The organism is Robertmurraya siralis, from assembly GCF_005502275.1.
Taxonomy (GTDB): Bacteria; Bacillota; Bacilli; order Bacillales; family Cytobacillaceae; genus Robertmurraya; species Robertmurraya siralis.
The window spans coordinates 1-22121 of sequence record NZ_SWLZ01000025.1 but is presented as its reverse complement, the minus strand read 5'-3'; the positions used below and the strand labels follow the sequence as shown (position 1 = coordinate 22121).

At 36.2% G+C, this 22121-nt stretch carries 23 protein-coding genes, 8 tRNA genes and 1 rRNA gene; 2 read left to right on the top strand and 30 right to left on the bottom strand.

Annotated elements, in window-relative coordinates:
- Nucleotides 1–3 precede the first annotated feature (3 nt).
- The 6 genes from FCJ93_RS20755 to FCJ93_RS25115 form a co-directional block, all read right to left on the bottom strand.
- Complete coding sequence (locus FCJ93_RS20755) at nucleotides 4–570, bottom strand: DUF1788 domain-containing protein (protein WP_137744597.1); 567 nt, start codon at nucleotides 568–570, stop codon at nucleotides 4–6.
- Between the two features lie 3 nt (nucleotides 571–573).
- A complete protein-coding gene (locus FCJ93_RS20750; RefSeq protein WP_137744596.1) occupies nucleotides 574–1170 on the bottom strand; it encodes a DUF1819 family protein in 597 nt (198 codons plus the stop codon).
- A 27-nt stretch (nucleotides 1171–1197) separates the two neighbouring features.
- Nucleotides 1198–1449, bottom strand: a complete 252-nt coding sequence (locus tag FCJ93_RS20745; RefSeq protein ID WP_235879558.1) for a TIGR04540 family protein — start codon at nucleotides 1447–1449, stop codon at nucleotides 1198–1200.
- A 144-nt stretch (nucleotides 1450–1593) separates the two neighbouring features.
- Nucleotides 1594–2691, bottom strand: a complete 1098-nt coding sequence (locus FCJ93_RS20740) for a hypothetical protein (protein WP_137744594.1) — start codon at nucleotides 2689–2691, stop codon at nucleotides 1594–1596.
- Nucleotides 2692–3094: 403 nt separating this feature from the next.
- Nucleotides 3095–3523: a helix-turn-helix domain-containing protein gene (locus FCJ93_RS20735; RefSeq protein ID WP_137744593.1), complete on the bottom strand. Its 429-nt coding sequence runs from the start codon at nucleotides 3521–3523 to the stop codon at nucleotides 3095–3097.
- Nucleotides 3524–3764: 241 nt separating this feature from the next.
- On the bottom strand, nucleotides 3765–3914 hold the full coding sequence (locus FCJ93_RS25115) for a hypothetical protein (protein ID WP_170211370.1): 150 nt from the start codon (nucleotides 3912–3914) through the stop codon (nucleotides 3765–3767).
- Between the two features lie 225 nt (nucleotides 3915–4139).
- Here FCJ93_RS25115 and FCJ93_RS20730 point away from each other — a divergent pair, with 225 nt between their 5' ends.
- Nucleotides 4140–4748, top strand: coding sequence for a helix-turn-helix domain-containing protein (locus FCJ93_RS20730; RefSeq protein WP_137744592.1), 609 nt, complete (start codon nucleotides 4140–4142; stop codon nucleotides 4746–4748).
- Between the two features lie 94 nt (nucleotides 4749–4842).
- On the opposite strand, the gene FCJ93_RS20725 is transcribed toward FCJ93_RS20730, so the two are convergent.
- From FCJ93_RS20725 to sigW, 14 genes are all read right to left on the bottom strand, one after another.
- Nucleotides 4843–5448 (bottom strand): hypothetical protein, encoded by a 606-nt coding sequence (locus FCJ93_RS20725; protein ID WP_137744591.1) that lies wholly within the window; start codon nucleotides 5446–5448, stop codon nucleotides 4843–4845.
- 193 nt (nucleotides 5449–5641) lie between these two features.
- A complete protein-coding gene (locus FCJ93_RS20720; RefSeq protein ID WP_137744590.1) occupies nucleotides 5642–7000 on the bottom strand; it encodes a homing endonuclease associated repeat-containing protein in 1359 nt (452 codons plus the stop codon).
- A 131-nt stretch (nucleotides 7001–7131) separates the two neighbouring features.
- A complete protein-coding gene (locus FCJ93_RS20715) occupies nucleotides 7132–7752 on the bottom strand; it encodes a hypothetical protein (protein ID WP_137744589.1) in 621 nt (206 codons plus the stop codon).
- A 161-nt stretch (nucleotides 7753–7913) separates the two neighbouring features.
- Nucleotides 7914–8489 (bottom strand): hypothetical protein, encoded by a 576-nt coding sequence (locus tag FCJ93_RS20710; protein ID WP_137744588.1) that lies wholly within the window; start codon nucleotides 8487–8489, stop codon nucleotides 7914–7916.
- 77 nt (nucleotides 8490–8566) lie between these two features.
- Entirely contained in the window at nucleotides 8567–9085 is a 519-nt protein-coding gene (locus FCJ93_RS20705; RefSeq protein ID WP_137744587.1) for a hypothetical protein, read from the bottom strand.
- Between the two features lie 552 nt (nucleotides 9086–9637).
- Nucleotides 9638–9811 (bottom strand): hypothetical protein, encoded by a 174-nt coding sequence (locus tag FCJ93_RS25110; protein ID WP_170211369.1) that lies wholly within the window; start codon nucleotides 9809–9811, stop codon nucleotides 9638–9640.
- Between the two features lie 77 nt (nucleotides 9812–9888).
- Nucleotides 9889–10374 carry a YkyB family protein gene (locus tag FCJ93_RS20700; protein WP_235879557.1) on the bottom strand — a complete coding sequence of 162 codons (486 nt, stop codon included), beginning with the start codon at nucleotides 10372–10374 and terminating at the stop codon, nucleotides 9889–9891.
- Between the two features lie 820 nt (nucleotides 10375–11194).
- On the bottom strand, nucleotides 11195–11473 hold the full coding sequence (locus FCJ93_RS20695; RefSeq protein WP_137744585.1) for a hypothetical protein: 279 nt from the start codon (nucleotides 11471–11473) through the stop codon (nucleotides 11195–11197).
- A gap of 71 nt (nucleotides 11474–11544) precedes the next feature.
- Nucleotides 11545–13347, bottom strand: a complete 1803-nt coding sequence (gene glmS, locus FCJ93_RS20690) for a glutamine--fructose-6-phosphate transaminase (isomerizing) (protein ID WP_137744584.1) — start codon at nucleotides 13345–13347, stop codon at nucleotides 11545–11547.
- Between the two features lie 712 nt (nucleotides 13348–14059).
- Nucleotides 14060–15409 carry a phosphoglucosamine mutase gene (gene glmM, locus FCJ93_RS20685; RefSeq protein WP_137744583.1) on the bottom strand — a complete coding sequence of 450 codons (1350 nt, stop codon included), beginning with the start codon at nucleotides 15407–15409 and terminating at the stop codon, nucleotides 14060–14062.
- Between the two features lie 29 nt (nucleotides 15410–15438).
- Nucleotides 15439–16674, bottom strand: a complete 1236-nt coding sequence (locus FCJ93_RS20680; protein ID WP_095314598.1) for a CdaR family protein — start codon at nucleotides 16672–16674, stop codon at nucleotides 15439–15441.
- The gene (gene cdaA / locus FCJ93_RS20675; RefSeq protein WP_137744582.1) at nucleotides 16667–17494 is read right to left on the bottom strand and encodes a diadenylate cyclase CdaA; all 828 of its coding nucleotides are present in this window, start codon (nucleotides 17492–17494) and stop codon (nucleotides 16667–16669) included. Before cdaA ends, FCJ93_RS20680 begins: the two co-directional genes overlap by 8 nt.
- 290 nt (nucleotides 17495–17784) lie before the next feature.
- Complete coding sequence (locus FCJ93_RS20670; protein ID WP_095314600.1) at nucleotides 17785–18450, bottom strand: anti-sigma factor family protein; 666 nt, start codon at nucleotides 18448–18450, stop codon at nucleotides 17785–17787.
- 15 nt (nucleotides 18451–18465) lie between these two features.
- Entirely contained in the window at nucleotides 18466–19029 is a 564-nt protein-coding gene (sigW, locus tag FCJ93_RS20665) for an RNA polymerase sigma factor SigW (protein WP_137744581.1), read from the bottom strand.
- Between the two features lie 219 nt (nucleotides 19030–19248).
- Between sigW and FCJ93_RS20660 the strand changes: the two genes are divergently transcribed.
- Nucleotides 19249–19407 carry an aspartyl-phosphate phosphatase Spo0E family protein gene (locus tag FCJ93_RS20660; protein WP_095314602.1) on the top strand — a complete coding sequence of 53 codons (159 nt, stop codon included), beginning with the start codon at nucleotides 19249–19251 and terminating at the stop codon, nucleotides 19405–19407.
- A 72-nt stretch (nucleotides 19408–19479) separates the two neighbouring features.
- Here FCJ93_RS20660 and rocF read toward each other — a convergent pair whose 3' ends face one another.
- The 10 genes from rocF to rrf form a co-directional block, all read right to left on the bottom strand.
- Nucleotides 19480–20376 carry an arginase gene (gene rocF, locus FCJ93_RS20655; RefSeq protein ID WP_095314603.1) on the bottom strand — a complete coding sequence of 299 codons (897 nt, stop codon included), beginning with the start codon at nucleotides 20374–20376 and terminating at the stop codon, nucleotides 19480–19482.
- A gap of 502 nt (nucleotides 20377–20878) precedes the next feature.
- Nucleotides 20879–20951 (bottom strand) — tRNA-Lys (locus FCJ93_RS20650).
- Between the two features lie 6 nt (nucleotides 20952–20957).
- Nucleotides 20958–21032, bottom strand: a tRNA-Gln gene (locus FCJ93_RS20645).
- A 162-nt stretch (nucleotides 21033–21194) separates the two neighbouring features.
- A tRNA-Tyr gene (locus FCJ93_RS20640) sits at nucleotides 21195–21278 on the bottom strand.
- Between the two features lie 12 nt (nucleotides 21279–21290).
- Nucleotides 21291–21366, bottom strand: a tRNA-Thr gene (locus tag FCJ93_RS20635).
- Between the two features lie 92 nt (nucleotides 21367–21458).
- Nucleotides 21459–21534, bottom strand: a tRNA-Val gene (locus FCJ93_RS20630).
- Nucleotides 21535–21561: 27 nt separating this feature from the next.
- Nucleotides 21562–21633: transfer RNA gene (locus FCJ93_RS20625), tRNA-Glu, on the bottom strand.
- Between the two features lie 18 nt (nucleotides 21634–21651).
- Nucleotides 21652–21724: transfer RNA gene (locus tag FCJ93_RS20620), tRNA-Thr, on the bottom strand.
- A gap of 44 nt (nucleotides 21725–21768) precedes the next feature.
- Nucleotides 21769–21843, bottom strand: a tRNA-Asn gene (locus FCJ93_RS20615).
- A 160-nt stretch (nucleotides 21844–22003) separates the two neighbouring features.
- A 5S ribosomal RNA gene (rrf, locus tag FCJ93_RS20610) occupies nucleotides 22004–22120 on the bottom strand.
- Nucleotide 22121 lies beyond the last annotated feature (1 nt).

Below are 22121 nucleotides of genomic sequence, written 5' to 3'. Positions count from 1 at the left end.
CATTTATTCAACCAAGCGAAATGCACGATAGTAGTTATCATCTTTAAATTTGCTAAATAATTGAAGCGATTGACCATCATACTGACCTGGGAAAAACATAATGACTGGCGTTTTATCCAATACTTCTTGAAGGTTATTCAAAATATTGTGTGACCGTACGAACGGGTATACTTTCCCCACGCCTGTTAAAAGGACAACATTGTGATCTTCAATCTGCTCTTTAATTTTTTGCAGAAAAACATCTGGTTTGGCAAAGGTTGTCATCGCTTTAAAAAGTGCATCTTTTCCTTGCCTTTTTTCCATTTCAAATATCCGATCAAAAATCCTCTTTTCTTTTGTTATTTCAATGAGCATTTTATATAGGTCAAACTCAATTATTCGTCTATTTCTACCTTCATAAGAAAATTCTTTTTTTATGTGTTTCACATAATCTCTGACTTTTAATTCATGTTCAGGTTCATAGTCAAAGACATAAAAGCTAATTTCATTTCCAAGTCCTCTTCCTTCAATAAACTTGTCTTCTCGTATTTTAGGAATGATTTTATCCAGTCTGGCATTGATGTTTGTCATATTCTACTCTCCCATCGCATGGACATACTGTGCATCACCAATATGGATTAGATGCTCTCTTAATTGCTGATCAATGATAAGGCGATTTAACTCATTGCTACGCCGTTCCTTTAATAGTCCACTTTCATAAAGCACTTGCATAAATGCCCGTTTCAACTTTTCCCTATTAATGGCACTCCAACTGGCAACCTTTTCACTTTGTTCAGCTTTTGCAGTAAAAAATACGTTAATATCCTTTTTCTCAATAAGGTAATCATTATTGCGAAATTTCTCGCTTATGACTTCGTTCATAAATTCAAAGAACAGTAAGTCTGTTTTCATAATGGCGTACAAATTAATTACTTTACTCATTTCAATTGAACCCTCTACTATAAAATCTGCTAATACAGAATCTATTACTTCGGCTCTTCTCATAATGGAAGGTAATGTTCTATTAATTCTCCCCTTTTTCTCAAATTGGAAGAGGTTTTCTTCAACTACCCTTCTTCTAATTTCTTCTGGTGTTAAATTCATTCGCTTCAATTTTACGACCTGTTTTAATTCAAATAGTAAATAGGAAGCACCGTTTAAACTTGAAGAATATTCCAACTCTATTGTCACCCAAATCCTACCTTTCGCACAAGACTATTAACCTATTTCGTTTTCTAAAATTTTACCAATTAAAGCTAATCGTCTTTTTCCGCTTTGCTGTTGAATTACTTTGGTAAATTCATTATTCTTTATCAGCTTCTCCCGATTATATTCATACATAACTTTAACGCCTTCAATCAGCTCATCTTCTTTGATTTCTTCTTGCCAGTACGCATCCACCAATTGATTTAAAGCTATTGCTAAATCTCTCTGTGTACGATAGAAAAGTCTTAGTTCCAAAAAACTCACCTCTGAATTTCACTTAATTCTTATTTTACTCTTACTCATTTCTTAATTCAATTTTATCCTGGCTATTCGACTTATTCTCTTAAAATGTTACAAGAAACAAAAAAAGGACTTCGCATCTCAACAGACACGAAGCCTTCTATGGTGTTACTTTGTTAACAACAGTTCGGATAATTCCTCAATTTCAATTCTGTAACTATCTTCAGTTGGAAGTGGTTGCTCTGGTAACTCGATTGGAACTTGAACAAATTTTTTCATGATATTATTATCATGATCCTTTACAGAAACAGTCATACCAATTTCTTTTTCTCCAAGAATATAAGGAGAAAATCCATCTATCATTTTCTTAAAGACAACTACAATCTCCTCGAAAGTCTGCTCGTAACTATCTTTTGGTTTGAAATATACCCCTATTCTTCTCTTTCCAAATGTAAGATGAGGGTAGACACTTTTACGAAGTTCGTCTGCAATATTTTCAAATGCTTCGTACCAATCATTTTCTGCTTTGTCGAAGTATAACTCCACAAATGCAAGATTTCGAACATCTTTTGCTGAGCATCTATAAATTAAACCAGTTTTGCCCCCACCGCAACTAAGGATTCGATCATTTCGATTTGTCTTTTTATCGTAATGAAAATTAAGAAAATACGGTATCTTGCTACGCAACACTTGTAACATTGCTCTCTTTACATCTTCAGTTCGATCAAAGTCAGGTAGTGTTGGATTTGTATTAATCTGCCCACAATGCGATGGATGAATTTGCAGGTTCACTAATTCAACATTTAGCAGGGGATTCATTTCCCTTAGTAAATGAAAGTTCTTATATATGTCCAAACTATACATTTCATTTAGTTTTTGCAATACACCAATAGCATCTTCATGAAGCGATAATGCATAAAAATCAACAAACTCCTTCTGATACGATGTAAACCATTTTTTTAGCTCTTCCAAAATTTCTTCATCAAATGACTTTGCAATCCATACTATGACTGATTCATTATATCTCCCAATCATTTCTATCACTCGATTCAAATATGTGTTATTTGCTTTCGTAAGCTGAACTTCAATATATAAGGGAATTCTTCGTTTAGAATCAACCCCCCGAATATCTATGTTACGATGAGCATGTCTCTGTTCCAGAATTATATTATCCACTTGAAAACCCAGTGAATCTGAAAGCAATTGCGGATGTTCCTTTAGGAATATAGACAATATATTTTCTTTTATTGAACCATTCTTACTCATGCCATACATCCTTTCGATATTTGGTTATACCTTACTCATCAATTTTGGTAAAAAATAAATACATGAAAAAAGCACCTACCAAATTCATCTACAGATTCGGTAAGTGCTTTGCCTTTTACTTATAAAATTGTTCTTCTGCCGGTTTTTCAAAACCATATTCCCACCCCATTTTTTCTATTTTCTGTGAATTATAAAGCCGTTATTGGCTATAGTCAAGCATTCTAAACGAACATCCATTCCATATATATATCATATGAATAACATCTATATATGTTATGTAAAGCTCTATATACCAGGTATCGGAGAAATCTTTATTTTATATGAAGTTTATATTTATACCATTAATAACTTATATCTATTCCGTATGTAAACGGCAACAGTAAGTCTGTTACCGCCGAGGCAATTATAGCTCCTTTATTTCGCTAATCATTTCCCCGATTTCTTGGAGATCGGATAGAATACTTTCTTTTGACCATTCAGCATCCAAGATGAATTCAATTATTTCAAGAAGAAGCTCTTTTTCTTCTGCAGTGAGCAAATTTCCATTGTGTTGGATTTGATGATTGAATATCAATTCCTTAATGCTCATTGTCTCACCCTTGTCCCAGCTCAAACTGGAGCCAACCAATGTCCATGGTTCCACTTTTAATGCCTCTGCAAGTGCCATTAGTTTAGGAAACCCTGGAGACTTTCTTTTTGACCGCTCCAATCGGTTAAGATATGAAGCTGAGATTCCTGTTAACTCTGAAAGCTTGCCAAGAGACATTCCTCTCTCTTCTCGCAGTTTTTTCAGCATCTTCCCGAAGTCATCACTCATCTGTTCCTTTTTCAATTTAATCCTCTCCTCGTTTACATTTTCCAGAATGGAAATCCTGCTTTCTGATCGAATGATCGTTTTATCATAGTTATGAGGAAGAATTTTGATAACTTAAATCAATAAAGATTTCTTACATTTCTATCAGGTTATTTTGTAAATGTAGTAAGGGAAAATTTAAATTAAGTTCTGCTTTTAACTGTATCGTAATTAGCACAAAAAACAGCCACTCATTTTGAAGCGAGTGACTGTTATAGCATTAAATAGTATCTTTACCCTTGTTTTCATTTATCACTTTCCATACGTAATTTGTATAAGTTTTTAGTTCCTTCGCAATTTCCACCTGCTTCATCCCCTTTTTATGAAGCCGTAGTATTTGCTCTTTCTTCGTCATCTTTTCATGTAGCATCTCAATCATCCTCCGCAAATTTTTAACTATATTATAGTTAGAAATAAATAATTGCGATAGTAATCGAGGTTTGTGATTAGAGTATATGATTGATGTATATTTGTATAAACTATTAAAATTCTCAATGTCCTAACATTGACCTCTTATTGTCCTATCGCTGACCTTAAATACTCTTACTCTAAGATATATAATAATATCAAATATAGCGATGAGGAGCTGTTATCAATGCACATTGGAAATAAAGTAAAGGAACTTAGAAATTTAAAGTTATGGACTCAAGCTCAGTTAGCCGAAAGTGCAAAAGTAAGTGAAAGGACTGTACGTAGATTAGAAGCCACAGGAAAAGCTGAGAGTGCAACTTTACTCTCTATTTTAAATGCATTAGAAACTAACCTGGCAGAACTTGAAAGTCTGTTTGATAATGAAGATGTGCTTAAAGATGAGGGAAAACAAAAGTTTGCAGATACAAAGTTTCTCCAAAGAGTTATGAACGGGAGAGAACTTGCTCGAATGATCTCTTCTGTCCATAGCTTTGGGTACGACTACCATGACTGTAATACAGAAGAACAAATTGAAGTTGTGCAGGGCTTTTTAGCTACTGTTGCTGATGTAATTGATATATGGAATATGATTGAGATTGGACAAAGATTTGAATTAGAAATAATGTTAAATGAACAAATAAAACAATTAGAAGAGCGTGGATTATGGATTTTTGGTCTCCGCCAAGTTAATAACGATAATTGGATAACTGTTGTTATTGAAATCTATTCGAAAGATAATCCGATGATACAAAAGGTAAAAATTGATCAAGGCTTCATGCAAGTAAAATTATAAATTAAGTTCTGCATATAACCAGAAGAGTTTTTCTGGTTATATGCAGATAAGTTCACCTTTCTTAATATAAATTAGATGGCTCTATTATGAACACTTAAAATAAACCCAGTAGTTTCAAATATTCCTTAGTAAAATCTATGGCTAAAAGGTCATACTCATCTATTGAAAAAACGCCAGGATTATCAGGTACTTTCACCTTAATTTTTTGTTCTGAAGTATAAATATTATAAACATCAATTTCTATTTCAAATATTTTATGTTTAACACCGTTTTCTAATACGATATACCCAGTATTCAATATTTCATAATGTCCAGGCATAATTAATTGAATATCGGAATCATAGTTCACAAAATTATGATTCGGAATATGTAGCTTTCTTACACGTTGAAGATTATTTCTTGAAAATCCCCCAGCATATTCATATTTATCATTATAAAATCCAAATACACCTTCCTTACAAACTACAAATTTATCATCTCCACCTCTGCCCTTATAGTCAGTTAGTGGACTACCTTCTTCTAATTGAGATGTGTTCGGAATAAACCTTAAGAATATCGCTTGTTCTTCTATTTCTTTCTCTAAATCTTTAACACTTGCAAATTCAAGTTCATCAATTACAGTTGTTGATTCAAATATTCCTATATCGGGAATATTGTATATGTAACGTACTTCTTCAAATTCAAGGTTGTCTTTATTCATAAGCTCTATCCCCTTCCACAAAAATATCCTATGATTCTAACTAATATTATATTTGGTAATTTTCATTTTGCAAAAAAATATATATAAACCCAAGAATGTTGATATAACAGCATTCCTGGGTTTTTCATTTTAACTTTTAGCAGAGAACTAACTTAAAATACTGTTTGGACATTTTGGTTGAAAAAAAGTAATTTTAGATGGCTGTTTTATGAGGAGTTACTATATGATTTTCGATGATATTGCATACTTCGGTAATGTTAATCTTCTTTGTAGGGGATTGATAAGATTTAATATATGGTACTACTCGCTCTGCTTTTAGAACATTTATGATTGTCCTATCCATGTTTGTTAATGCACACCTTGGATGTGAAAAAACAAGCAGACTTACAACATCATATGAACCCTTTAAAATTCTATTCAATAACTCTTCATGTCGGAAAATCTGCCCTTCTGGATTGTCAATCTGTTCCATAACACCATTAAAGGTTCTTTCCCAATTACCAAATCTATCAATAGAAATAGTACCCTTATAATTCTTTGTTTCTAAGTGGAAAATCCCATTTCGACCGACGACTAAATGGTCAATTTGTTGAACTAAATCATCAAACTTCAAAAAAATATTATTATAGATTTTGTAGTAGTTTGGATTTAAAAAATTTAGTTGGTGGCTCACATTTTTCTCACCTAAATTTACATAATGCTGAGTATTCTTTTGTCTCGTTTTCTTATTTTTTTGCTTTTCTAATATTTTTCTTTCCACCATTATTTTGTCAACCTCTGCCCACACATCGGATAAGGAGCCAGCCTTGAAATAATTCAATATTGTAAAATGCAAAGGCAAATTAGTATTTGCATTTATTTCTCTTGCGGTTAAATGTTTCTTACATTTTTCGTATTCAGTTATTAGTAAATCAATCAGTTTTTCTTTTGTATATTTTTTTTTCTTTGTTTTATTTTTTTCTTTAAATCCCGCTTCTTTTTTTAATTCATACATCCCGCCAAAAGTATGAAGGAAATCAGATAATCTATATTCCTTGCAATATTTTTTTAAATCATTTATGGTTGCAGGTCTATTTAATGTCTGACTTAAATTTTTATAGAATGTTAGCAATACTTTCTTTGAAATTATTTTATTTGGTTTTGGTTCAAAATTTGGTTTCAGTCCCGCTTCGATTAATGCTTGGTTATAAGTGCCAAAGAGCAACGTAAGATTACGATATGAATACCCTTTTTTATTATACTCAACAACAGTTGGAGTACGACCAAGTTCATTTGCCAATTGTTGAAGGTTATTTAGGTATTGGTTTTTATCTAAACTTTCACCTGAATTTTTACTCCTTACCAAATTTAATTCTTCCTTTGGAACACCTGCTTTTATTAGGATTTCATTAAATGTGATACCAAAACGCTTCCTTAGATAAGTGCGTGAGGGAGTGTTTACTCTTCTTTTAAAAAAGTCATGACATCCCTTCGGCTGAATAGCATCATATTCTTCTTTAATAATAGCCAGTAATTCTTCATCGCTTAATGAATTTGGATTTACTTTAGCCATATACATCGCTCCTTATTTTACAATTCTCAATGATTCAGCATTAATAATTGGAGAAACCAATAAAAGTCTTGGCATAAAAGCGACCAGGGTTAAGGGTTCCTATATTTATAAATTGCTAATAACTGTAACAATCACTTAATCTCTTCTATATCCAGATAGTTCACTATAGCAAAATCAACTTGACTAATTTGAACTTTTTTCTTGTCATATTGGATAGAAATTGGAATACATCCTAACGCCTTAATCACAAGCATTATCACAGGTTGATTCTGATCATCATAGGATATATATTCCCCATCTAAAAGAAATGAAGTACCCCGATTTAGACGGATATATTCAGAACCTAAATTAATGTCCAAGTTCTTTAGCATCGTAACAGTCTTTTTCTGAACATATCCGTTAGCTTGTCCATAATACTCGTAATCTTCAATATCCCAATCCCAATGAAAGATCCCTTCCTTACAAACTATGAATTCATCCTCTCCCCCTGGAAAGATTACATCTGTGTTAATCTCACCCCCCTCTTCATCATGTCCTTTTTTAATGGATTCCTTTTGTTCTTCAATTTCTTCTCTAAGAACTTCGATGCTTGATAAATCTTTTGTTCCCAAAAGTTTCATAGTTCTAAATAATTCATTTGTCTTTTCACCGTACATGAAAGAAACAGGAACAGAAGTGTTAAATGATTCTCTTTGCTCTAAATATCCCTCTTTTGATTTTCTCCAAGTATTTAATTCAATAACATTACTCATCAATATTCCTCCTTTAAATTCGATATCTCAATTAATCTATGAGAGATTCTTGAAGGTTTCCAGATTAGTTTTATTCCGATTAAAAAGATTGAAAAAATCTGGAAAGGTACATTGACTTGCTTGCTCCTTGAAAGGAGGAGCTGTTAAAATATTTTAACTCCTTACGATACTGTAACTAATTCTTTTTCCAAGCCTAACAATTCACAAACTTGTGCAAAGTATTCAGTTGGCATTAAATTATTAAAAACCCATTGTGACTGTGCTGTTACGTTGTTATGACGCTGTGAATAATTGATAAATGATTCAACGATTTTTATGGCAATTTTCCAATCAACTTCAACGTTGTACCGAACCTGTACACCTTTATTGGAAATCCTATTATTTCTAAACAAGCATCGCATTATGGTAAAGTTGTTTTCTGCCATCGGACTTAAAAAATAAAACAGGTTCGACTCTTTTTTGTATAATCCCTGTACATATTTTCTAATTTCTTTATTCTCATAGATTTCAAGTGGAGTCCAAAAGTACCCTTCAAAAGTCAAAAATAATCTCCCACAAGAAAACTTAGGAGAATCCTTTAATACTTTTAACACTTTATTTATTTTCTTGTATTCTTTTTGCTGTACTTCTGATTTCGTAACAGAAAGGTGAATAACTTTATCGGAAGAATTTAATAGAGATTTTATTTCCAGTGTTGTAGATATTTCGCTAATTCTAATTAAATTTGCATTAATCATTTTTCTAACCTCCAATAATAATTGTTATTTTTATTTGTGAAGGGAGAATAATAGCGTTACTCTCCCTTTTGTTTTTTTTAATTTTGCCAATCTATAGAAGTTCCCATATCCCAAAGATCGTTTGTTGAATATCTTTTGATTAGATTGTTTAGCCAGCTATTATAAGCAAAATCCTTTGCTAAGATATTCTCTTTCCAAGTATCCTTTAAAAGGTTCATGAACTTTTCACTAAATCCAATCATTCGCATAACCATGAGCTTAGACGAAGTGTGTTCAATTACAAAAATATCTATTTTGTTCGACTGGATGCTAAATGGAATACCCTTTCTTCCGTAAATAGTTGGATCAAAAGGGAATTCCATTGGCGGTAAAGTTCCTATACGCATTAGTAAAAGAAGGTACTCCCCATCTTTAACGTAACGGAAACGAATCACGCCATTTTTTAATTCCTTTTTTTCTTTTGAAGTGATATTGCTCCATTTTACAGTGATGAACAATGAACCATCTGAAACATAATTCAGTGCAGTTCCTTCACCTCTCGAAATGGAATCAATGAGTGGAAATGTTTCTCCTACCGCAAAAGTTTGTACATTCATTTGTTTTAACTCCTTTCAAATATCAAAAATTTATTAGGTTAGATTGTGTATAGTTACAACCACTAACCTATGTAAAAAATGCTTAGGAGTCGTAATAAACAAAAGTTAAATTATTCAGTTTTCAAGGAACAAAAAAAGCTAATCTTACTTAGACATCAATGCAAACGCCTAACTTCTGTTCCAAGAAGGGCATACTTCCCCCTTGGGATAAAAAAGTTAAACGTATGAAATTGAAAAATCTAAGTAAAATTAGCTTTAAATATCAAAAAATATATAAAAAATTAACTGTAGTCATAATATAACGACTTGTTTCATTTAGTCAATAGATTTTTTAAAAATTATCCAAAAAAATCCATTTGAGTTACAATCATAACTCAAATGAATTAGATACATAAAAAAGAACCACCCGAAGCCTGGTAAGCGGAGTGGTTCTTCACATGGATTTACTTATTGCCGAAGCAAATTTTGCGATAGTGATATTGCGAAGTATCCTATCCCCTTAATTATAACCAAATTTAACCACCTAAACAACAGCTTTAGATAGTTACATATTCATTCTACAAACATCTTTAACTCTTCTTCTGATAATTCGTCTGGAGCTACTACTCCTTTTTCCTTACAATACTCATATAAAGCCCGAACTTTCACCTTCTTTCCATCGGGTATCGAAAAAACCCCATCTTCAAAATGGTCATCAAAGAATTTTATTTCCTTGAACAATTCCAAATAAATCACCTCTACCTAATCAAATATCAAATACCTAACTATCCAATCCATATGATTTTATACTTTATGCAGTAAAATCAACGTTCTCTATAGCTTTTAGTAATGATTATATTACTGTTTAGATGTTGAAAAAAGAAGGGATTAGTCTGTTTTGTTTCTTTAAGTCCAGTATAAGCAATTAACAGTGCTTTTGCTCTATTTAAGGATAAATTAGTTGTTTTGGGGTTTCTATAATCATCATTCAAATGCCCTAAATGCTTTAATTTTTGAAAGTCTTCTTTTTTCGGGGGAAGGTGAAAAAGATATGCTCCACATGAAATTAATACAGTAGAAGATTGTATAGAAAATTTGGGGGTCCTTACGAAGTGTAAACCTAATTTTTTGGCTTTACCTTCTTCTAACATTTTCTCTAATGCTTTTTTCTTTAGCTCGTATAAAAACTTGGGTTCAACTGCTGTTTTTGCATGCTTGTTTACGACAAAAATAGCCTTTGATAAGTTCTCCACTGTAAATTCTAAATCAATATGTCGATCATTCTGGTATCTTTTTCTTTTAGATTTCACTGTTACCATCTCCTATTTTCTATCCTTTAACATATTAAACATATCTTAAAACTACTTTAAATCATTTTCTGGTAGATTCCGCAAATACCTATCCCTGTTAAAACTGTATATTAATTATTCAATAGCATTCCTCCTACGATTATGTCTAATAGACACCTATTTTTTAAAGCCTCTATATTATAGAAATCTTTTGATAGTATATAACGCAAGTGTAAAAGTGTAGGTTATTTATTTCCAATTCTGCATCACAAAAACATCGGTCCATTAGAATTAACAATCCTAAAACCTTTCCCTCTACTATGTATCCACCCAAAAAACTCGTTCCAACTCCCCTCCTCCCTTAAACCTTACCAACTCTTACTCTCCCAACGCCTCAAGCCGTTTTCCAATATTCTCCGCCTAATAAAGTCGTTCCTGCATTTTCCCCACATTCATCTAATTTTTGTTCAGATTTTACAACCATTTTGGACTAAAAAAGTCGTTCCAGAGTAGAGTTAAGGGATTAGGTTTTAGGGGAAAAGAAAAAGGAATAAAGGCTCGAAAACCCTTATTCCTTCTGGCTTTTTTCAATTTTAATCTTGCTCTTTAATTCCCTATTTCTTCCTTAACCCTTGTTTCTACTCTACCGACTTTTTTTGTCCTGAACCGAGTTTTTTTGGTCAGGAGCGAGTTTATTGGGTGAAGACATTAAAAGAGAGCTGTAAACATTGATTTTATATAAATAGAAACCCATTTATTTTGAACAAAGACTGACCAAAATGAATGAATTGGGTTTTAAAGTGGAGTTAGTTCTTATAAAAAAGATTGAATGTTTTTAACCTTAATCTAACAACTTAAAGTTCAAATCATAAACTACAGAATATAAAACTATTGATTTCTTCTTGCAATATTCTTTAATATCTTTCCACATTGGCCATCCATCAACCTGATTAAAATTACTTATATACCCTCGATACTCATAACTTTCTTCTGGTTCATCAAGAAACTTATACTTAATCAATATATCTAAATGTTTTTCCATTTGTTTATTCTTTAAATTTAGTAAGTCTTTTACTTCATCTAATTTTTCTTTTTGACATAAAAACACCCCTTTAGACAATCATATCTAAAGGGGAAAAGCTTCGCGACTTTATTCCAAATCTACAAAAACTTCCTTAAACCCCAATCTACCTACTCCACCGTAACGCTCTTTGCAAGGTTACGCGGCTTATCTACGTCGCAGCCGCGGTGCAGCGCTGCGTAGTAGGAGATTAGTTGTAATGGTACGACAGAGATAAGAGGTGTTAATAGTTCATGCACTTCTGGGAGAACGAATGTGTCTCCGTTCATTTCCAAGCCTTTCATGGAAATGATGCATGGGTTTGCTCCACGGGCAACGACCTCTTTTACGTTCCCACGGATGCTTAAGTTGACAATTTCTTGGGTAGCTAAGGCAATGATTGGTGTACCGTCTTCGATTAAAGCAATCGTTCCGTGCTTTAATTCTCCACCTGCAAAGCCTTCTGCTTGGATATAAGAGATTTCCTTCAGTTTCAGAGAGCCTTCTAAACCTACATAATAGTCAATACCGCGGCCGATGAAGAAAGCGTTGCGTGTATCAGCTAAGAAATCACGGGCAATTTGCTCGAAGTCATCCTTCTCATCACAAAGAACTTCCATCGCATTAGCAATGATCCCAAGCTCTTTTGCTAGATCAAAGTCAATTTCATGTCCACGGCTTTTTGCAGTTACAGCCGCTAAAATGGAAAGAACAGCAATTTGAGCTGTATAAGCTTTCGTAGAGGCAACAGCAATTTCAGGACCCGCATGTAAAAGCAGTGTATAATCTGCTTCACGTGATAAAGTAGAGCCTGGTACGTTTGTAATCGTTAATGCTTTATAGCCTTGCGCTTTTACATTAACAAGTACGGCACGGCTGTCTGCTGTTTCTCCACTTTGCGAAATGAAAATGAACAATGGCTTTTCAGATAGCAATGGCATATTGTAGCCGAACTCACTTGCAATATGCACTTCGACTGGAATTTTCGCCATCTTTTCAATCAGTTGTTTTCCAACCAATCCAGCATGATAAGAAGTACCTGCTGCGACAATATATACTCGATCTGACTCTTTCATGGCAGCAACAATTTCATCGTCAATGTGTAGAGAGCCATCTTCAGCACGATACTCTTGAACAATTTTGCGAATCACTAGTGGCTGCTCATCGATTTCTTTAAGCATGTAGTGAGGGTACGTACCCTTTTCAATGTCACTTGCATCAAGCTTTGCTGTAAATGGAGCACGGCTCATTACCTCACCGTCTAGCGTTTGGATCGTGACTTCGTTCTGCTTCACGATAACCATTTCTTTATCCATTAATTCAACAAATTGATTGGTCACTTGCAGCATCGCCATCGCATCACTTGCCACAACATTAAAACCTTCACCAAGACCAACTAATAACGGGCTTTTATTTTTGGCAACAAAAATCGTATTCGGATTGTCTGAATCTAAAAGAGCCAACGCATAAGAACCTTTTACAAGCTTTAGCGTTTTGCGGAATGCTTCTTCCACAGTAAGCCCTTCTTTTATAAAGATTTCGATCAACTGAACAACTACTTCCGTGTCCGTATCACTTTTTAAAGCTGTATCCATTAAAAATTCTTCTTTTAAAAGCTCGTAGTTTTCGATAACACCGTTGTGAACAAGGGTAAATCGTTCTGTTGTACTCTGATGTGGATGAGCATTAACCACACTTGGAACACCATGTGTCGCCCAACGGGTATGACCGATCCCCATACTCGCTGCCACTTTCGTATCAACAATATTGCGCAAATCGGCTATTCTGCCTTTCTCCTTAAAAACATGTACGCCTTCTGCATTCATTACAGCGATTCCTGCTGAGTCATAGCCTCTATACTCTAACTTTTCTAAGCCTTTAATTAAAATTTCTTTTGCATCATTATTTCCAATATAACCAACGATTCCGCACATATTTATTCTTCCTCCCAAACAAGGGGGCAAGAATCCTTTACATATAAGGGGCACTTGCCCCCTTATCTCTGTATTTTAAAATCTTATGATGTGATGCAGCTTTTCTTCTCTTTGTCCACCAAGTCGCCTTGATGTTTTAAAGAAGAAATGACGGTTGGCATCTACAACCGGGAGGTATCCGCCGAACATTCGATAAACCTCCTCCTCGTCAACTAACTACTCCTTCGCTCCAGTAATTAGTTCAGGCGCTTTAAAAAATCAATGCCTTCTGCCCACCTTTCTATTTTGAGTAAAGCTTTTGCAAAAAAAATTCTTGTTACAAATACAATAGACGAACCAAGATGGTGAAAGGTTACAAGAAAAAAGAATTTCTTACAAAAACAGGTTCATCATAACCTAGAATTCTATTCACGTCAACTAATAACTGGATGGCAAAAAGCTCTCTAATCATAAAATATGCATAAGGGCTGTCAAAAGTCCCTTATGCAAAACAAATGCGCAAGTGCCTTGAACATCGCCACACAAACTGGAAGGGTCTGGTCTTTCGATAACGAAAATCGATAAGCGATAGCGAATCGAAATTAATCTATCGTAGGAGAACCTAAAGTTATATAGGCGAAAGGCTACTTGCGCTAGACGTATAACACTAAATATTAGAGTTCAAAATAAAAATTTCTGCAGTATGTTTTTATCCTTAATAGGATCTCTCTCTTTATTCTTGAAGTCCCATTTCCTCTTTAACAACCTCAGCAATACGTTCTACGTATGATTGACACTGCTCTTCTGTCGGCGCCTCTGCCATAACACGAACCAATGGCTCCGTTCCGGACGGACGAACTAAAATACGACCATTGCCATTCATCTCAGCTTCTACTTCTGCAATAATCGCTTTTACTTTTTCGTTATCGGTGACATGATGTTTATCTGTAACAAGAATATTGACAAGCTTTTGCGGGAATTTTTCCATTTCAGCGGCAAGCTCTGATAACTTCTTTTTTGTCATTTTCATAATATTGACGAGCTGCAGCCCTGTCAACAGACCATCACCTGTCGTATTGTATTCTAAGAAAATAATATGGCCGGACTGCTCGCCCCCCAAATTAAAACCGTTTTTCTTCATTTCTTCAACCACATAACGGTCGCCAACTGCTGTTTGTACGCTCTTGATTTCATTTGCTTCAAGGCCTTTATAAAAGCCAAGATTGCTCATCACAGTAGAAACAACAGTGTTATGCTTTAAGCGTCCATTGGCATGCATATATTTCGCACATATGAACATGATTTGATCACCGTCAACGATGTCTCCATTCTCATCAATGGCAATGAGGCGATCGCCATCTCCATCAAAAGCAAGACCGACATCTGCTTCTTTTTCTTTTAAGAAGGCCGCCAATGCTTCTGGATGAGTAGAACCAACCCCATCATTAATATTAAGACCATTAGGAGAAGCCCCCATTGTCGATAAATCCGCTTCAAGATCAGCGAATAAGTGTGCTGCCAATGAAGATGTCGCACCATGAGCACAATCCAAAGCAATATGTATGCCGGAAAAGTCCTCGTCCACCGTTTGCTTTAAGAATTGCAGGTACTTTTGACCACCTTCAAAATAATCATTAACTTGTCCAAGATTTTCACCGACTGGCCTTGGTAACTCATCCTCTGCCATGTCCAATAATTGCTCAATTTCCTGCTCTTGTTCATCCGAAAGCTTAAAACCATCTGAACCAAAAAATTTGATCCCATTGTCAGCAACTGGATTATGCGACGCTGAAATCATGACTCCAGCTTGCGCCCCGAGTACTTTTGTTAAATAGGCGACCCCTGGGGTGGAAATAACACCTAAGCGCATGACCTCCGCACCAATCGATAGTAACCCAGCAACTAACGCTCCCTCTAGCATATGACCTGAAATGCGTGTATCGCGACCAATTAAAACTTTTGGTCTAGGCTGATCCTTCGTTAGAACATATCCTCCAAGGCGGCCTAATTTAAAGGCAAGCTCTGGCGTTAATTCGCTATTGGCAACTCCGCGAACTCCATCCGTACCGAAATATTTACCCATCTATTCTCGCTCCTTTTCCTATTCAATCACTACTCATCTTCTTGAGTTATTAATATTTTCACAGTCTCTCTCGCTAATTTCCATTCCACATTGTTCGGTCCATCGACCTGAATCTTGACTTCATGCTCCCCTGGTTCCAAATTTGATGCATCAATAAAAAGGCGAAAGCTTGATGCTGATAAGGAGGCGATGTCTCCACTGCTGCCTGATAGCGTCAGGCTTGTCGAGCCATTCGCTGGTTCACGAAACACAGCTTCATATGAATTTGATAGTCCTTCTATACCAATAGGAATATTAGAAAACGTTCGATCTTCTGTTTTATTGGCCCGAATCGATACTTTTACGACTTGTGGGTCAACGGCAATAACCCCTTCAGAGATAATGACAGGTAGGGTCAGCTCAGTATCCTTTTCAATTTCACTTACATCTAGTTCTACCCGGACTGAATCGGTTTTGTCTAATACATCCTCAGGGGCGATGATTTTCGCTTCATCTTTTTCCAATCTGATCGATTCAATCGTGACACCCGCTGGCAATCTTCCCGATTGCACAATGTTGATCGGGACTGTCTTCGTTGATGCTTTTACCGGAATTGTCACTTGAACCGTGCTAGGTTCAACAAGAACATCCAATTTATTTAAAGCTTGATCAAGGACTAATATATTTGCTTCTCTTTTGATCGTTTCATTAATTGGCCCTTTTATATCTAATGTCGCCTTCACATACGTAATGCTCTCAACGACATCCTTCGCCCCTGTCACCGTTACTTTATTCGGCTCTACAACGGCAACATCTGAAACATAACCTTCTGCTAAAATATTGCTATCGAACTCTGCTTCGACACTAAATTCCTTCGATACTTTTTCTTGTACGGATACCGTAATGGTCGCAGGATCAATGCTAACCTTTAATCTTTCTGATATGTCCCGAATCTGAATTTGTACTTCTTGGGTACCAATTTCTGCTTCTGTTAAATCAACGTATACTTCAAATCCTCTTTGCGCTAGAGCTTGCTGAAGATTTGAGCGAGGACCCGATAACGTCAGCTTCACAGTTTCCGGCACACCTGTTACAACAAGATTGTCCGCATCATAATAGCTTGTTACCGGCACTGCTTCAATGACCTCAGATTCTTGATCCTGAGGAACATTGACAACCGATTTATTTTCCTCATTCACATTTTCAAAAAGTAATAATGCCAACACTAGCGCTATCACGCGAATAAACCATTTATTTTCGATCAATTTATTAATATATTTATCCATTCGCTTTCCCCCTCCAGTTCCAGCGACCTGAAGAAGTCTGTTTAGCTTTTACCCCGGACAGTAGTTCCGCTCCTATTAACTCTCTGAATTTATCGAGCTTCAGATCACGATGCAGCTCGCCATTCTTCGTTAATGAAATCGAGCCCGTTTCTTCTGAAACAATGACTGTTAAGCTATCTGTAACCTCACTAATACCTAATGCTGCCCGATGCCTTGTCCCTAGTTCCTTTGAAATAAAAGGGCTCTCCGACAAGGGCAAATAACATGCTGCTGCGGCAACAGAATTTTTTTGTAAAATTACTGCGCCATCATGCAACGGTGTATTTGGGATAAAAATATTGATTAATAGCTCTGATGATATATTCGCATTAAGTGGAATTCCAGTTTCTATATAGTCTGCTAACCCCGTCTCTCGCTCAACGGAAATAAGGGCTCCAATCCGTCGTTTTGCCATATAATCTGTTGCCTTCACAATGGCTTCTACCATTTTTTCTTGTTCATCCTCTTCCTGATGCCCAGAGCGCGAGAAAAAGCCGCCTCTTCCCAATTGTTCCAAGGCTCTTCTTAACTCTGGCTGGAATATAATCACAAATGCGACGACTCCCCATATGAGTACTTGCTCCATCATCCAATTAAGCGTTTGTAAATGAAACTTGTCACTGATCAAAGTTACAATCAAAACAACAAAGATTCCTTTTAACAATTGAACAGCTTTCGTTCCTTTTATCACCATGATGAGCTTGTATATCACGAAAGTTACTAGGAGAATGTCAATGGCATTAATCAGTAGATCAAAGAGATTGAAATTTCCAATCGACATGGGACTTCCTCCAATTATATATTTAAAAGCAAGCATGCTTTGATTTCGATTCATTTTACCCTATAGTATACCATATTTCAAAGAAACGCCATTTTAATCACATGTGAAAGATCCGCAATACAAAAAAAGCTCAGTGCGCCTTCGGAAAAATCGAAAAAAAACGTTACCTGCGAGAATGAACCCTTCATACATACTGGAGGGTATAGTGCTTTCGTTAAAAACTTCCTCTCTTCAATGCTCAAATAAAAAGGACCTTAAAGTTCAATAGATATCGATCCATTAAATATTATTCACCATAGAAAAGCAGTCACACCTTGTGACTGCTCCGACTCTTCGAAGAAGTTAATCGCTTCTTTCGCCATATTCTTCAAATGATACCATACCCATTCGAAGATCACATTGATTTCCTCAATCTCTCCGGTAACATCTCCGGCGGAAGCTAAATATTTCTCCCCGTTTATAACCGTTCCGTTTATAACGGTTACATTCCCATCAATCTGTCCGTCAATTCTAAGGCTGCCGTTTCGAACAACAACATCCCCTTTGACAACTTCGCCTTCTGGTACAATAACCGTATCATTTTTAACAATCAGGTTTGGCTGTTTCGAGACAGACAAATTATGGCCTGTGTTCCATGAGGAAAAAAGACTGCCCACCATCAAAACTAGAAACAAAGAGGCCGCGGTTAACAGCGGATGATGCCTCAACCATCTTTGGAAACCTACTTTTTTCTTTTCTTTTGGCAATCTATTCATCACATTCAATGTAAAGTCATCTGATGTTGTCACATGGGCAATACTCTTTACTAAAGCCAAAGATTTTTCTAGTTCCTGAAAATGCTTTTGACATTCAGGACATTTTAGAAGATGTTCTTTCAGTTCCTTTTCATGCTCTGTTGAGATCTCCTCATCTAAATATTCATGCATATAAGCAACATATTTTTCAGAACAACTCACTGTTCTCACCTCTCATTAAACATTCCGTAATTGGTGTCTCAACGCTTCTCGCCCTCTATGAATTCGGGTTTTAACTGTTCCTAAAGGCATATCCAGAATCTTACTGATTTCGTTTAACGAAAGTTCTTCGATATACTTTAAAACGATGACAGAGCGATACTTTTCAGGTAATTTTGCGATCTCTCTCTGGATCGTTTCATGTAGTTCAATACTTTCGACCTCTTCCTCTGGTAACGCTGAATCAGAAGGAACTTGCGAGTACATCGTTAACCCATCTGTACCAGAGACCTCCGCATCCAGGTAAAAATCCGGTTTCTTTTTTCTAATCCGGTCAATACACAGATTTGTGGCAATTCGATATAGCCACGTTGAAAATTTTAAATCAATATTAAAGCTTGCAATGTTTACATATGCTCGGATAAATGCCTCCTGTGCCATGTCCTCAGCCTCATGGCGATTCCCCAGCATTCGAAAGCATAGTTGAAATACTTTATCTTTATAGATTTCAACTATTTCCGCATAGGCATTTTGATCGCCTTTCAGTACTTGCTTAATTCTTTTTTTGACTATTGCATCCATTTTTCTATTTACCTCCGCTCTATGCGGCTAGTCGATATACGAATCGATAGCAGAAAAAGTTTCATTTATTTACGAGAACAATTTATTAATTCTCTATTCTAAGCTAAAGTATCAAAGTTACGTAAGTAAATGGAACCATGATTATTTATATACCTTCTATTTTAACAAAAAGGTTTAAGAATTTGGACATCGGGAATAAAGAATTTAAAGGATGGTGTTATGAGGACAAAATTATTACAGGAAATTGAATCGTGTCGTAATCAAATGATCTCCATTGCCGCCTCGACTTCACTTACAGATGAAGAAGTACTTAAGCTTAGCAAAGAACTTGATGTTTTGTTAAATCAGTATCAAGAATACGAAGAAACCCTAAAATAATAGTAAACTGCACCCCCATACCTAGCGTTGGGGGTGCAGCCCTTACTATCAAATATGTCTCTCTATTACATTTTATAATAATTTCTCACCAAATAAGGAACCCATTAAAGCCACCGCCACTGACGCTGTTTTGTTTTTCTCATCTAAGATTGGATTTACTTCAACAAATTCAGCTGAAGTGATAATTTCCGATTCAGCTAACATCTCCATCGCTAAATGGCTTTCACGATAGCTTATCCCTCCATTCACCGGAGTTCCGACTCCAGGCGCATCTGTTGGGTCCAACCCATCTAAATCCAGTGACAAATGTACCCCATCTGTCCGTTCCTGTAAATATTGAATTGATTCTTCCATGACCTTTGTCATCCCTAAACGATCAATTTCATGCATTGTATAGACTCTAATTCCCTTTTCTTTAATGAGTGCTCTCTCGCCTTCATCTAATGAACGAGCGCCAATAATCACGATATTTTCAGGTTTTACTTTTGGTTGATAACCGCCTATCTTCGTTAACAACGGATGCCCTAAACCAATACTGACAGCTAAGGGCATTCCATGAATGTTACCAGACGGTGATGTTTCAGCCGTATTTAGATCACCGTGAGCATCGTACCAGATTACGCCCAGATTCTGATAGTGCCTAGATACACCTGCTAGAGTTCCTATGGCAATACTATGATCGCCACCCAACACTAAAGGGAAGGCGCCGGATTGAATGACTTCATCTACTTTGTCAGCTAGGATAGCCGTTTTCTCAGCAATCAATTCAAGATTCCTTAGCTTTGACTCCTTATCAATCCGAACCTCCGGTCTCCCAATTGAAATATCACCAAGATCAATCACTTCATCAAATAACATTTGTAACCTTTCATTTACTCCCGCGTAGCGAATGGCACTTGGCCCCATATCTACACCACGCCTCATTTGCCCCAAATCCATCGGCATCCCGATAATAGATAACTTTCGCACCTGCTTTTCCCTCCCATCTTGTCTTACTCTTATTTTATACGCTTACATTCCTTTGACTCAACTCGACAAAATAATGTATATATATACGTTTGAAAATTCAGTAAAATCCAAATACCAGAGCATACACATTCATATAAATACATGGAGTATTTTGAACAATATTGAAGTTAATATTCGCATAAAATGGAGATTTAAAGCTGGGAAAAGAGAATCAGCTGAAGAGCAATAATAGCTCGAGACTATAAATGACTTATACATCGTAGAAATAATTAGATATGTACATACGGGCTTTCAATGATTTTTTATAAATAGACTTACTTACATGATGATTTAATGTAATAGTCACTTTATCGGACTTCCCTCACGAATCATTATTCTGGAAATAATTTAAGTCTAGAAATTTTTTGAAACCTATCGAAATTCTAAAATAACCGCCTTTATCATAGATTCATGATAGCATGATAAAACAAAAAACCTCTTAAGATAACTATCTTAAGAGGTATGAGCCATGAAGGACTCGAACCTTCGACCCTCTGATTAAAAGTCAGATGCTCTACCGACTGAGCTAATGGCTCTAAAATTGGCTGGGCTAGCAGGATTCGAACCTACGAATGACGGAGTCAAAGTCCGTTGCCTTACCACTTGGCTATAGCCCAATAATATGTAAAATTCAAAAATAAAAAGGACTACTTATAGCTTGTCCTGTTTTTATGTTTTTATGATATAACTCTTATTTCCACTAGCGCCCTATAATGAAAATTTGTTACTGACTTTGTAATTAATAATGGTGCCTTATTTTCGCTATTGCGAAAAAAGGTTGGTGGAGGGGGACGGATTCGAACCGCCGAACCCGAAGGAGCGGATTTACAGTCCGCCGCGTTTAGCCACTTCGCTACCCCTCCGAAACATAAAAATGGTGCCGGCCAGAGGACTCGAACCCCCAACCTACTGATTACAAGTCAGTTGCTCTACCAATTGAGCTAGGCCGGCATACATATTAACACAAAAAATTAAAAGATATATTATTTCATTGACGCGAAAAAATAAAGAAGTACATTATTTTCGCTACCGCGAAAAAATGTTGGTGGAGGATGACGGGATCGAACCGCCGACCCCCTGCTTGTAAGGCAGGTGCTCTCCCAGCTGAGCTAATCCTCCAAAGTTGCAACAAGTGCAACTTTAATATGACCCCTACGGGATTCGAACCCGTGTTACCGCCGTGAAAGGGCGGTGTCTTAACCGCTTGACCAAGGGGCCGCAATGTCATTTTCAAAGAGCTTCCAACCGGGCTCGAACCGGTGACCTCTTCCTTACCATGGAAGTGCTCTACCTGCTGAGCTATGGAAGCATGCATTCTAGCTCACAATTATACTACTAATAAAGTGACTAAAATGGCTCCGCGGGTAGGATTCGAACCTACGACCGATCGGTTAACAGCCGATTGCTCTACCACTGAGCTACCGCGGAAAATTAATAATACATTCCTCTACCTTGAATACTTCCCGATTGTCCTCATCTCAGAAAGTTAGCTCAAGTAGCAGCTCGATGAGTACAACTCGCAGCACTTTCATGATGCTTTGCTCGTTGCTCTACCACTGAGCTACCGCGGAAAATTAATAAAATGTTCGCCCGGCAACGTCCTACTCTCACAAGGGGACAGCCCCTCACTACCATCGGCGCTGAGAAGCTTAACTTCCGTGTTCGGTATGGGAACGGGTGTGACCTTCTCGCTATCGTCACCGGAC